General features: G+C 72.1%; 13 protein-coding genes. 5 read left to right on the forward strand and 8 right to left on the reverse strand.

What is annotated here, in order from left to right:
• Positions 1-21: 21 nt before the first annotated feature.
• Together AB0J72_RS07915 and AB0J72_RS07920 are read left to right on the forward strand one after the other, a co-directional pair.
• Positions 22-981 (forward strand): NAD(P)-dependent alcohol dehydrogenase, encoded by a 960-nt coding sequence (locus AB0J72_RS07915; RefSeq protein WP_363395875.1) that lies wholly within the window; start codon positions 22-24, stop codon positions 979-981.
• A gap of 44 nt (positions 982-1,025) precedes the next feature.
• Positions 1,026-1,793 (forward strand): ATP-grasp domain-containing protein, encoded by a 768-nt coding sequence (locus AB0J72_RS07920; RefSeq protein WP_363395878.1) that lies wholly within the window; start codon positions 1,026-1,028, stop codon positions 1,791-1,793.
• Positions 1,794-1,826: 33 nt separating this feature from the next.
• Here the strand turns inward: AB0J72_RS07920 and AB0J72_RS07925 are convergent, their stop codons facing one another.
• Positions 1,827-2,390, reverse strand: coding sequence for a helix-turn-helix domain-containing protein (locus tag AB0J72_RS07925; protein WP_363395881.1), 564 nt, complete (start codon positions 2,388-2,390; stop codon positions 1,827-1,829).
• A gap of 49 nt (positions 2,391-2,439) precedes the next feature.
• On the opposite strand from AB0J72_RS07925, the gene AB0J72_RS07930 reads away from it, so the two are divergent.
• On the forward strand, positions 2,440-2,877 hold the full coding sequence (locus tag AB0J72_RS07930; protein ID WP_363395884.1) for a nuclear transport factor 2 family protein: 438 nt from the start codon (positions 2,440-2,442) through the stop codon (positions 2,875-2,877).
• A 9-nt stretch (positions 2,878-2,886) separates the two neighbouring features.
• Here the strand turns inward: AB0J72_RS07930 and AB0J72_RS07935 are convergent, their stop codons facing one another.
• The 7 genes from AB0J72_RS07935 to AB0J72_RS07965 all read right to left on the reverse strand — a co-directional run bounded on the left by AB0J72_RS07935 (position 2,887) and on the right by AB0J72_RS07965 (position 10,274).
• Positions 2,887-4,071, reverse strand: coding sequence for a serine hydrolase (locus AB0J72_RS07935; protein WP_363395887.1), 1,185 nt, complete (start codon positions 4,069-4,071; stop codon positions 2,887-2,889).
• A gap of 35 nt (positions 4,072-4,106) precedes the next feature.
• Positions 4,107-4,772: a DUF6193 family natural product biosynthesis protein gene (locus AB0J72_RS07940; protein ID WP_363395890.1), complete on the reverse strand. Its 666-nt coding sequence runs from the start codon at positions 4,770-4,772 to the stop codon at positions 4,107-4,109.
• Positions 4,769-5,047, reverse strand: coding sequence for a hypothetical protein (locus AB0J72_RS07945; RefSeq protein WP_363395893.1), 279 nt, complete (start codon positions 5,045-5,047; stop codon positions 4,769-4,771). Before AB0J72_RS07945 ends, AB0J72_RS07940 begins: the two co-directional genes overlap by 4 nt.
• Before the next feature lie 10 nt (positions 5,048-5,057).
• The gene (locus tag AB0J72_RS07950) at positions 5,058-5,474 is read right to left on the reverse strand and encodes an MmcQ/YjbR family DNA-binding protein (protein ID WP_363395896.1); all 417 of its coding nucleotides are present in this window, start codon (positions 5,472-5,474) and stop codon (positions 5,058-5,060) included.
• Positions 5,461-6,294, reverse strand: coding sequence for a hypothetical protein (locus AB0J72_RS07955; RefSeq protein WP_363395899.1), 834 nt, complete (start codon positions 6,292-6,294; stop codon positions 5,461-5,463). Before AB0J72_RS07955 ends, AB0J72_RS07950 begins: the two co-directional genes overlap by 14 nt.
• 76 nt (positions 6,295-6,370) lie before the next feature.
• Entirely contained in the window at positions 6,371-7,285 is a 915-nt protein-coding gene (locus AB0J72_RS07960) for a hypothetical protein (RefSeq protein ID WP_363395902.1), read from the reverse strand.
• Positions 7,286-7,370: 85 nt separating this feature from the next.
• The gene (locus tag AB0J72_RS07965) at positions 7,371-10,274 is read right to left on the reverse strand and encodes a glycoside hydrolase family 48 protein (RefSeq protein ID WP_363396296.1); all 2,904 of its coding nucleotides are present in this window, start codon (positions 10,272-10,274) and stop codon (positions 7,371-7,373) included.
• A 370-nt stretch (positions 10,275-10,644) separates the two neighbouring features.
• Here AB0J72_RS07965 and AB0J72_RS07970 point away from each other — a divergent pair, with 370 nt between their 5' ends.
• Positions 10,645-11,103: an SPW repeat protein gene (locus tag AB0J72_RS07970; protein WP_363395905.1), complete on the forward strand. Its 459-nt coding sequence runs from the start codon at positions 10,645-10,647 to the stop codon at positions 11,101-11,103.
• Positions 11,104-11,197: 94 nt separating this feature from the next.
• Complete coding sequence (locus tag AB0J72_RS07975) at positions 11,198-12,307, forward strand: acyltransferase (RefSeq protein ID WP_363395908.1); 1,110 nt, start codon at positions 11,198-11,200, stop codon at positions 12,305-12,307.
• Positions 12,308-12,318 lie beyond the last annotated feature (11 nt).

The raw sequence follows: 12,318 nt of genomic DNA on the forward strand, positions 1-12,318 counted from the left end.
CCTCTCCGCATGATGTCGCGCATGCGAGCGGTCATGTTCAACGCGTACGGTCCACCCGAGGTCCTCACCCAGGTGTCGCTGCCGGCGCCGGAGCCGAAGCGCGACCAGGTGCTGGTCCGCGTGCACGCCACGACGGTCACCACCGCCGAGTGCGGGATGCGCCGCGGCGAGCCCCGCTGGGGTCGGGTCATCCTCGGGCTCCGGCGGCCCCGCAAGGGCATCCGCGTGCTCGGCCTGGAGTTCGCCGGCGAGGTCGCCGCCGTCGGGCCGACGGTCAGCCGGACCAGGGTCGGGGACCGGGTCTTCGGGTTCACGGGCTTCTCCGTCGGCGCGAACGCCGAGTACAAGTGCCTGCCGGAGAAGGCGTCGTTCACCACGATCCCGGACGGGGTCGGCTACACCGAGGCCGCGGCGGCCGTCGACGGCTTCACGACCGCCTGGCACTTCCTGCGCACCATGGCCGGCATCCGCGCCGGGCAGCGGGTCCTCGTCATCGGCGGGTCGGGCAGCATCGGCACGTACGCCGTCCAGATCGCCGCCCACGCCGGCGCCGAGGTCCACGCCGTGTGCAGCGGCCGCAACGCGAAGCTCGTCGAGTCCCTCGGCGCCACCCGCGTGCACGACTACACGGTCTCGGACTTCACCACCAGCGGCGAGCGGTACGACGTCGTCTTCGACACCGTCAGCCGCAGCTCGTTCGCCGCGTGCCGCCCGGTCCTCGCCCCGCGCGGCTGCTACCTGCCCACCACCGGCATGGTGAACAACGTCCACGCCCTGCGCACCGCCGTCACCGGCGGCCCCCGCGTCCGCACCGGCATGTCGGTCCGCAAGCACGCCGCCCTCGCCGACCTGCGCGACCTCCTCGCCCAGCAACGCATCCGCGTCGTCATCGACCGCACGTACCCGATGACCGAGATCGTCGAGGCGCACCGGTACGTCGACAGCGGCCACAAGGTCGGCAACGTCGTCGTCACCGTCTGAAATCCACTGTGGCCGGTGCGGGTGCTGCGGCAGAATCCCCGGGCGTGACCGACTTCCTCGTGCTGCCGCCCAGGCTCGACGCGACCGCCCGGCTGCTGGCCGCCGCGGCCCGGCGGCGGGGGCTGCCGGTGGTCCAGGGGCCGCACGAGCCGCGCGGAGCCGGGCACGTCTACGGCGGGCCGGTGTTCGCCGGCGGGGTGGCGGCGGCGCTGGACCTGGCGCTGCTCGAGCCGGCCGACGACTGGCTGGTGACCTTGCCATACCGGTACACCTGCCGCGACATCGTCATGAGCACCGTCGGCGACGCGCGGTGGACGCGGACGCCGGTGTTCGTGAAGCAGCCCCGGGACAAGGACCTGCCGGCGACGGTCTACGCCGACGGGTCGCGGCTGCCGGCGCTGGCGGCGGACACGCCGGTGCTGGTGAGCGGGATCGTGTCGTTCCTGGTGGAGTACCGGCTGTTCGTGCTCGACGGGGTCGTGCACGCGGGCAGCCGGTACGCCACGCACGGGCGCCTCGACCCGGCGCCGCTGGACGGGTGCCGTGACCGGGGCGCGGTGCTCGAGTTCGCGGGCGGGCTGCTCGGCGCGTGCGCGGGCGGGCTGCCGAGCGCGGTGGTGGTGGACGTCGGGCTGGCGAGCGACGCAGACCGGGGCGAGGAGCGGTGGGCGGTGGTGGAGGCGAACATGGGCTGGTTCAGCGCGTGCTACGCCGCCGATCCGGACCGGGTGCTCGACGTGGTGCTGCGCGCGGCGGGCCCGCGCGACCGCCTCCTCCCCCGCGACGCGCCCTTCGACCGGGCGGGCCGCTGACGCCTGCTCATCGCTGGACGGCGCCAGCTCTGCTCAGCGGCGGGCGAGGCCGTCGAAGACGATGGCGAGCATGCGGGCGCGGACGTCGTCGTCGAGGCCGGCCTGGGAGGCGGCGCGGGAGGTGGCGACCAGCAGCGCGTACACCTCGGGCAGCTCGGCGTCGTCGCGGACGGCGCCGGCCCGCTGGGCGCGCTCCAGCAGGGCGCCGAACGAGCGGCGCAGGCCGAGGGACGCCTGGACCGCATCGGTGTCGCCGCCGCCGGTCAGGTCGTGCAGCGCCTCGCCGATGGCGATCTTCGTGGCGGCGTCGGCGACGAGGTGGCCGAAGAAGCCGAAGAACGCCGCGCCGGGGTCGGCGGCGTCCAGCAGCGCGTCGGCGTGTGCGCGGAGCCGGTCGAAGCGGCGTACCAGGACCGACTCCACCAGCGCCGTCTTCGTCGGGAAGTGCCGGAAGACGGTGGCGATGCCGACGCCCGCGAGCCGGGCCACCTCTTCGGTCGAGGCCGCCTTGCCGCCGGTACCGAAGACGTGCTCGGCGGCGTCGAGGATGCGCTGCCGGTTGGCCTGCGCGTCGGCGCGTGGTGGACGGCCGGGCATTCGCATCGCTCCCCTTGTTCCGGAGTCGCGACTCCGTATAATCGGAGTCATGACTCCACATCGTAGTCCCCGCGAGGTGTTCCTGGCGCTCGTCACCGGCGTGGCCGAGGGGCGGTGGGAGGAGCTGCCCGACCTGTACGCCGAACAGACCAACGTCGTGCACCCGTTCGACCCGATGCGCGGGCCGGCGCTGCGCTCCCGGGACGAGCTGCGCGCGCACTTCGCGCCGACCGGCACGGGACCGGCGCTCGACCGCCGCGCGACCAACATCACCATCCACGAGACCGTCGACCCGGAGGTCGTGATCGCCGAGTTCGAGTACCAGGGCACCGCCGACGGCAAGCCGTTCACGCAGCCCGGCATCTTCGTGCTCCGGGTCCGCGACGGCGAGATCGTCAGCTCCCGCGACTACTTCGACCACGTCACCGGCGCCGCCATCCGCGGTCGCCTCGACGACCTGGTCGCGGCCGTGAAGGCCCGCGGTTAGGGCCCGCCGTCAGCCCAGGCGGTCGAGGATGAGCTCGTGGATGGCCTCGAGGAGGTCGACCTCGCGCTCGGAGTGGGCGGTGACGGTGACGGCGGCGCGGCGGGTCGGGCAGATGACGGCGTACTGGCCGTAGCGGCCGTCCATCCGGTACATGCCGTCCCGGTCGATCCAGACGCCGAGCCCGTAGCCGTGGTTGAACCGTTCGCTCTCGATGATGCTGCTCGTGTCCGCGAACTCCCGCGTCATCCGCCGCACGTAGTCCGCCGGGACGAGCTGCCGGCCGTTCCACTTGCCTTCCCGCAGCAGCAGCCGCGCGAAGCGGGCCAGCTCGCCGGTGCGCAGGAACAGGTCGCTCGCCGCGAACGGGAACCCCTGCGGGCACGTGTGCCAGGCCGGGTTGTGCAGGTCCAGCGGCCCGAACAGCCGCGGCATCAGGAAGTCCCGCACGTCGGCGCCGGTGGCCCTCGCGATGACCCGCCCGATCGCGTACGGCCCCGAGTCGGTGTACGCGAACCGGGTCCCCGGCACGGCGTCCAGCGGCGCGGCCACGATCTCGTGCAGCAGGTCGAGCGCGTCGACCCGCATGTCGGCGAACCATTCGTGGCTCGTGCCGCTCGCCATCGTGGCGAGGTGCCGCAGCGTGACGTCCTCGACCCCGTCGGCCGCGATGGGCCGCAGCTCCGGGAAGTGGTCGAGGAGCCGGTCGTCGAGGCTGAGCCGCCCCTCGGCCTCGGCGATCCCGAGCGCGACGGAGGTGAACGTCTTCGACACCGAGTACAGGTTCACCCGGTCGTCGGACCGCACCCGCCGCTCGACGTCCTCGTCACCCTCCCGGTGCACATGCACCCCGTACACGCCGAGGTCCCGCTCTCGGTTGGCTCTGATGAAGTCGTCCAGGAGCTCCTCACCCACAGCCGGATCGTACCGGCCCGACCGTTTCGCCACCGCCGCCTCGCCGATCATGACCGCCGCCGGCACCTCCCCGAGGAACGCTGCCGCGTACACGTCCTCGCGGCCGGCGAGACGCCCGCGCAGCTGCCTGAACCGCAGCTCGAAGGCGACGATCTCGTCGGGCGGCAGCGCGGCGAGGAGCCCGATCAGCGCGTCCGCCAGCCGGTCGCCGAGGTCGTCGCCGATCGGTCCGGCCGCGGCGCGGGCCGCCTGGACCAGCTCCCAGCACCGGTCGCTGTCCATCGGGTGGAGGGCACCGGTGGACCGTACCGGGCGGGTCAGGGGGTGGCGAGGAGCAGGGCGATGCTGCCGGCGATGTCGGTCTCGCCGAGGTCGGGGCCGCCGCGCTGCCACACCCGGAACACGTCGTCGGCGAGGGCGGTGACACACGGGTAGGCCCTTGCCGGCAAGGACGGGTCGCGGACGCTGAACACCCGCATGTGGCTGACGACGACGGGGGTCAAGGCGCGGAGGCGGGGCTCGTGGAAGGCGGCGACGATGAACGGGACGAGCGGCGCGTGGAGCCAGCCCCGGTGGTTCGAGGCGTACCGGTGCCACATGTATTCGCGCTCGTCGCCGCGTTCGCGGGCGGCCAGCATCTCGACTGGGCCGAGCAGCGGGAACTTCGCGGCGAGGGCAGGCGCGGTGGAGCCGGACTGCCACCGGGCGGCGAGAGCGGCGGCCGTGGGCAGGTCGGGGACCCAGCCGTCGGCGATGCCGAGCGTGCCGTCGTAGCACCGGATGTTGTACGCCTTGCCGATCGGTGGGGTGGCCAGGTGGTCCCAGTCGTAGGCCGCCACGCGCGTGGTGCGCGGGCCGGCGCCGACCACCGCGTGCTCCGACGGGCAGGCGACGTCGTGCCGCGGGGAGACCGGCAGGACCACGCCGGTGCGGTCGAACTCCACCCGGAGGGCGGCGGCGAGGTCACCCGTGGCGGGGTTCATGCCGTGTCGCCGAGCAGCAGCCGCAGGCCCGTGAGGGTCAGGCCGGGCGGGGCGCCGGTGAGTTCGAACGCGGCGTTGAGACCGGCGGGGGCGACGTCTGGCGAGCGGCGGCCGCAGATGTGCAGGACGCGGGCGATCGTGACCGGGTGCCGGGTGGTGCCGTCGGTCAGCCAGAGCCGGTCGCCGCGGGTGAGGTCGCCGTCGTGGGGGCGGCCGGTGACGGCGATGCCGCCGGATGGGATGGGGAAGGAGTCCTCGATCAGCATCCAGGTCACGGCGCCAAGGTTAGCGAGCGGCGAGCCAGGCGGCCGCCCGTCGGGCCGAGGCGCGGGACAGCCACGCGTCCTGGACGACCTCGGCGAGCTCGGCGTGGGTCAGTTCGCCGATCCGGCTGGCCCGCAGCAGCACCGACGGGTGGCCGTCGAAGTGTGCGGTGGTGAAGAACGGCGTCGACGCGTCCTGGATCAGGGCCTGCTTGTCCGCGTCGGACTCGACCCAGAAGACGATCACGTCGGGGTACCGCTCGCCGGTGGCGGGGTCGACCGCGTCGGGGCGCGGGTTGCGGAAGAAGACGAAGGACTTCCCGCCGACCTGGTAGACCGGGTTGTCGCCGGAGCCGTGGACGACGGTGACGTGCGGCATGCCGGCGGCCAGCACGTGCACGTCCTCGACCGCCGCGGGCCGCCCGTCAACCTGAGACACGCCCCAACGTACCAGCGGATCCGGGCCGTCCCTCGCCGAAGTCCCAGCCGGGAATGTCCCAGGCGGACACCCAGCGCCCGCCGGCGTCGACCTGGCCGAGCGCGTAGCCGTTGGCGGCCTCGACCTCCTCGGCGGCCCACTGCGGGATCGGCGCCGGCCACGCGTTGAACCAGGCGTGGGTGAGCAGGGTGGCGAAGGCGGTGCCGGTCATGGTGCTCAGGGCGTGCAGGCAGCGACGGGCGGCGGTGAGGTCGGGGTCGACGAAGACGAAGCGGCCCAGCTGCCGCTGGATCACGGCGGACGCCGGGCCGTGATCGAGGCGGGCGAGGTGGTCGACCAGCGGGCCGCGGACGGGCACGTCGAGGTCCGAGTCGAGGACGTCGCACAGCGACGGGGCGGCCTCGACCGGCCAGGCGGTCGAGGCGAGCTCGGACCAGCGGCCCGCGAGCGCGAGCCGGCGGACGGTGCCGTGCGGGCGCAACGGTCTGGGTCCGGCCAGTTCGCACGGCGGCTCGCCCCAGTCCTCGGTGCGCCACGCGTGCGGCCACGGCGGCGCGATCCGGCCGGCGGCGATCAGGGACCGCGACTCGAGGTCGTTGCGGTAGTGCAGCGGCACCACGGTCAGCGGCAGCTCGTCGCCGGTGCGCCGGTCGTACGCGGCGCGGGGACGGATGCCGTGCCGGGGTCCGGGCCCGCGGGTCGCCCACTCCTCCAGGGGCATCCTCCAGTGCGGGTCGCGGGTGGTGGCGTAGGCGATCAGGACGTGCTCCGGCACGTCCCACGCGGGGCCCAAGGAGTGCGACGCAGGGTCCACGGTCACCGGAGCAGCCTGGCACGCGCACCTGGTGACAACCTGGCCGCGAGCTGGGACCTGGCCGTGGCTGGAGAACGGCGCGCTACCTCCGCCAGGGGAACCATTGCAGCGTGTCGCGCCAGGCGGGGCGATCGGTGGCCCAGCCGGTGACGATGTCGAGCAGGGCGTCGACGCCCGCGGCCTCGGGCTGGGGCGGGAGGTAGGCGCAGTAGTGGCGGTCCTCGCCGCCTTCGCGGAACTCCACCTGGAAGCTGCGGTCGTCGTTGAGGTAGACCTGCAGGTAGTACTGGTCGCGAGGCGCCAGGTCGAGGCGGCCGACGACGAGGTGCCGGTCGTTGAGGTCGAGGCCGGCGAGCAACTCGGCCAGGGTTGCCGGGTCCGGGTCGTCCCACGTCTTGCCGGAAGACAGGGTCGCGCGCAGCGCCAGGGCCGCCGCGGAGGCACGCACCGCGGGCGTGGGGGCGAACGACACCGGCGCGGGGCGCGACCGGCCGACGGTGGTCAGGTCGGCGGGAGCCGGGGCGACAAACTCGCCGGCCTGGTGCTGGCGCAGGCGGCGCAGCATCTCCGGCAGGTCGGTGACGGGGAAGCACACCTGCAGCAGCCGGTTCTCGAACTTGGACGGCTGAGGCCAGTCGAACATGGCCACGTCGCTCGGCCTGATCTTGACGTCCCAGGCATCCGGGGCGGCCCAGTGGGTCATCCGGGCGTAGAAGGCGTCGCGCGGCCCGGCGTTGGCGAGCGCCGTGAGGAACCACAGGCCGTCGTCGACCGGGAAGTCGATGAACGCCCAGCCGCGGCGGGACTCGATGAAGGCCGCCATGTGTGGCAGGACATCGACCCAGCTCGCGTTGCTCTCTCCGGCGTCCTGGCAGCTGGTCAGGGTGTGGAGCCCCTCGCGCCACAGCAGTTCGATGAGCGGGGCGAGCAGCTCGTCCACCTCGGCGCGACGGGTGCCGACGTGGACGGTCCGCAGCGGGTGGATGTTGTCGCTCATCGGCCCAACCTATCCGCCACAGCCCTCACACCGCAGCGACCACCGCCTCAGGAGAGACGGTGGTCGCCGGTGCGAGGGTGGTGCGTCAGCCGCCGATCAGCAGGCCGTAGTCAGCCATCGCCATCGCGATGTCGGACTGGGCCCAGAACCGGTGGAAGGTGAACGTCGGCGCGGGGCCGGTCCCGTTCAGGTAGGCCTGCACGGCCGGCCAGTTCGGGTCGTTCTTGTAGAAGGAGCGGGTGTCCAGGAAGGACTTCCCGGGGGCGATGACGTCACCGTTGGGCATGACGCCGCTGTACCCGGACGGGATGTACAGGCCCTGCTGGTTGGACGAGGACCAGATGTCGTCGAAGCGGTTGTAGTCGGTGCGGGTCTCCGGGATGCCGACGCCCTTGCTGTCGGTGTGCAGCCAGATGCCGTCCAGGAGCTTCTTCGCCGTGGTCTTCGCCGCGGTGTTGTTGGCCTTCGCGCCGTAGTAGGTCAGCAGGCGGGCGTACGCGGCCGCGATGCCCACGTCGGTGCCGGTGCTGACCACGCTGACGTGGAGGTTGGTGTTCGCGGCCGGGCTGGCCGGGTTCCAGGTCGCCGGCGCGCCGGTCCACTGGAGCGTGTCGGGGATCTTGAAGTCGCCGTTCGCGGTGAACGTCGTGTTCGCGATCGCCCAGGCCACCCACTTGTCGAGCATCGTCTTGGCCTTGGCGTCACCGGTCGCGTAGTAGTACTCCGCGACCCGCTCCACCGACCACGCCTGGAAGCCGAACCACTGGTTGGACGGCGGGTCGTGGTAGACCGGCTTCTCGTCGTAGAACATGCCGTAGAACGTCGGCGTGCCGGCCGGCGGCACCGAGTAGTTGCCGCCCCAGCTGTTGGTGGCACCACCGGCGAACGCACCCTCGGAGGACTGCAGCCACTGGTAGAACTCCAGCTGCCGGCCGAGGCTGGTCTGCCAGTCGCCCTTCGCCGACGGCGAGCGCGGCGCGAACCCGGTGACGTTGGACAGCACGTACGCCGCCAGGGGGTTCTGGTAGCCCTGGTGGTTGTGGCTGGAGCCGATGCGCCACGACCACTGGCCGCCCGCGTCGCCGCCCCACGCGTAGTACCAGTTCAGCAGGTACGCGGCGGAGTCCTTGCCGGTGCCGGCGGCGCAGCCCGTCGACGTGCAGCCGGGCTTCTTGAAGTACTTGTCGTACATCGCGTACCGCAGGTAGTCGCCCATCTTGGCGGCCTTGCCGACGACGGTGGCGACGTCCGCGGCCTTGCCCTGGGCCGAGGCCCACTGCTGCGCCCAGTACGCGGCCTGGATGGCGCGCGCGTCGGCGTCGGGGGCGTTGGTGTAGCGCCACTGCTTGGCCGGCGAGCCGTCGATGAACAGCGGCAGGAAGCCGCCGTTGGCCTTCGCGCCGAAGCGGAAGTCCTCACAGGACGGGTGGGCGACGGTCTCCCACACCGACTCCTGCGGGCCGCGCTGGTAGGTGTTGATGTACGACACCGTGGAGCCCGGCTGCGGGGTGCACGAGCTGAAGCCGTAGACGTTGTCGACGTCCTCGAGCCAGTGCATGCCGTACACGTCGGTGTTGCCGTAGGTCGAGGTCAGCTCCGTGTACAGCGGGTCGACACCGACCTTCACCGACGAGTCGAGGTGGCCGCCCTGCTGCGGGTACAGGCTGGGCTGCCCGGCCTCGGGCGCGTAGTCGGCGGGGTCGTTCGGGTTGTATCCGCCGGTCGGCTGGTTGGCGTGGGTGGGGATGATGTACTTCTCCATCGTGTCCCAGGCCTTGTTGAACGGGGCCCAGTCCTGCTTCACCCGGCCGTACTGCGCCTCCAGCCACAGCCAGAAGCTGAACGCCTCGGACGTGGTCTCGTGGCCCCAGTCCGGCGCCTCGACGACGAGCGTCTCGATCGAGTGGTAGGGCACGCCCTCCGGCGAGAAGTACCCGGAGCTGTGCAGCTTCTGGTACTGCTCGAGGAACCGCTGGACGTACACGCCGCCGGCGACGTCGTCATCGCTCTCGTTCGCCGGTACCGACGCCGACGCCCAACCCGTAGCGGTCAGGTTGATCGTCGCGGCACCGTTGGTGGTGTCCGCGTCCTGGGCGCCGGAGACGGTGACGACCTGCGCGACGTTCCAGTTCGCGGCCGTGAACGTCAGCGAGGTCGGCGACGCGGTGATGTCGGTGTCGCCGGTACGGGCGACCGCCACCGTCACGTTCGAGGTGGGTGCCTGGTTCAGCTTGACCGACAGCGGCGTCGAGCCGCCCTCGGGCACGGTCAGCGGCGACGGCGTGGCCACGATCGACGGCCCGACGAACGGGTCGACGAACACCGGCACCGCCGCGGACGTGGTCACCGCGCCCTTGCTGTCGTAGGCCTTGGCCTGCAGGCTGTACGCCCCGGTCTGGCTCGGCACGCTGGCCCAGCTGTACGTGTACGGGGCGGTCGTGTCCTGCCCGAGCAGCAGGCCGTCGTGGTAGAACTCGACCTTCGCGATCGAGTCACCGGCGTCCGGGTCGCTGGCGGTGACGGCGATCGGGATCGTCGCCGGCGCCGTGTACCGGGTGTTGGCGGCCGGCGAGGTGATGGCGACCGTCGGCGCCTGGTTCGGGCCTGTGCAGGTCACGCCGTTGAGCGAGAAGCTCGTCGGGTTGACGTTGGTGCCGCTGTACCCGGCGTTGAAGCCCGGGTTGACGGTGCCGTTGCTGGGCAGGTTGCCGTTCCACGGGGCGTTGCGGATCGTCACCTGGTTGCCGGTCTGGGAGTAGTCGCCGTTCCAGCTCTGCTGCACCTGCTGGTTGCCGGCGAACGTCCAGGACACGTTCCAGCTCGTCAGGGGGTCGCCGAGGTTCGTCACCAGCAGATCGCCGGTGAAGCCCGTCGGCCATTGGCTGCGTACCGAGTAGACGACCGTACAGCCGGCGGCGGCGTGTGCGGGTCCTGCCGGCATGACGAACAGCGTGCCGGCGGCCAGGAGGCCGACGGACGCCACACGCATCCAGCGTTGGGTCCGGGTGGTCATGTGTGGGGTGCTCCTCGTGAAAGTTTCTGGGCGGAATACGGGCACGCGACAGTGCGGCGGCGTTGGTACATAAGCCAGTCGCTGCGTGTGCCCCGTCGGCTCCCAGACGCGAGGTGGCGCTGATTCTGGCATGGGAGCGCTCCCGGGACAAGCGTCCTGATTTCACCTATGGTCGCGACGGCTATCGATCCACCGGAGGTGATGCCAACCCTTTTCGCGGCTCCCATCGCGAACCGGGGTGCGGCGGCCGGCGTCTGCAGCGCCGCCGCCGTACCCACCCAATTCGTGTTAGTTCTCAGCGGTACGGGTTAGACAACCCCGAGGTCGACAACGAAAGGGGACCGTCATGACCCGTCCGATCGCGGACCTCGAACAGCACCCGGACATCCTCGAGCTGCGGGCCCACTACGACCGCGCGGCGGAGACGCCGACCGCGCACATCACCGACGGTGGGCTGCTGCTCGCCGGGATCTACCTCACCCTGTCGCCCTGGATCGTCGGCTTCGCGCCGTTCGAGGGTGACCTCGCGGTCAACAACTTCATCTGTGGCGTGGCCGTCAGCTTCCTCGCCGTCGGCTTCGCCGCGGCGTACGGGCGCACCCACGGCCTCACCTGGGTGCCGGTGGTGCTCGGCGTGTGGACGTTCGTCGCCCCGTGGGTCATCCAGGGGGCCCACCCGTCCGGCGGCTCCATCGCCAACAACATCGTCATCGGCCTCGTCATCCTCGCGCTCAGCCTGATGACGATGATGACGATGCGCCTGCCTTCCGGCCGTGGCCGTGACCGTGAGCGGAACCGGCGGTGACATGGCGGTCATGTGAGGTGACCACTGGTCACATCGGGGTGAATTCTTCCCGGCTCGGCGTGCACCGGCCGGGAAGAGTGGCTAGACATTCAGCGTGAACCGCGACAGCCGCCTGCCGGCCCTCACCGGTCTGCGCTGGGCGGCGGCGCTCGTCGTGTTCGGCCAGCACACCCTGGAGCTCTTCTACGACTCGGACCTGGTCGCCCCGCGACCGGTCCGGGCCGTGCTGTGGGCGCTGCTGGTCAACGGCGGCGCGATGGGCGTCTCGTTCTTCTTCGTGCTCTCCGGCTTCGTCCTGACGTGGTCCGCCAAGCCCGGCCCGTTCTACTGGCGGCGGTTCACCAAGATCTACCCGGCGACGCTGGTGACCACCCTCCTCGCGCTGGTCGTGGTCGGCGGCGCCTCGCCGCTGCAGCTGGCCACCCACCTGACGCTCACCCAGACCTGGTTCCCGCACGCGTCGGTCTTCCGCGCGCTCAACCCGGTGAGCTGGTCGCTGTCGTGCGAGGCGTTCTTCTACCTGTGTTTTCCGCTCCTGTACCGGCTGCTGCGCCGGCTCGGACCCAGAGGTCTGTGGACGGTCACCGCCCTCCAGGTCGCCGCGGTCCTCGGGATCGGCGCCGCCCTCACGTACGCCGGCCGCCCGTTCGCGCTCTGGCTCGGCTACGTGTTCCCGCCGGTCCGGATGGCCGAGTTCACCCTCGGGATCGCCGTGGCGCTGCTCGTGCGGTCCGGCGCGTGGCGCGGACCGGACCTGCGCTGGTCGTTCGTGCTGGTCGGGGCCGCCGCCGTCCTCGCGCTGAAGGCCCCGTACCCGCTCAACCAGCACGCCCTGACGCTCGTGCCCGTGACCCTCGTCGTCGCCGCGGCCGCCCGCGCCGACCTCGCCGGTGTCCGCACCGTCTGGACCCGCCCGTCGCTGCGCTACCTCGGCGAGGTGTCGTTCGCGTTCTACCTGGTGCACTACCTGACGTACCTCACCTACGACCGCCTCGGCCTGCTCCCGCACCGCGCCGGCCCGCTCGTCGCCGCCCTGATCACCGTGTCGGTGTTCGCCAGCAGCCTCCTCGGCGCCATGGCCGTCCACCACGGCGTCGAGCTGCCCGCCCTGCGTCTCCTGCGCCGCCGGCCCCCAACCGCCGCCGTCGCCGGGGCCGACCCGGCCACCGTCGAGGCCCCGCTCCCTGCCGCCGCCCGTCCCTGACACCGTCCGGC

Origin of the sequence: Dactylosporangium sp. NPDC049742, from assembly GCF_040674675.1 — a bacterium.
GTDB classification, from domain to species: Bacteria; Actinomycetota; Actinomycetes; order Mycobacteriales; family Micromonosporaceae; genus Dactylosporangium; species Dactylosporangium maewongense.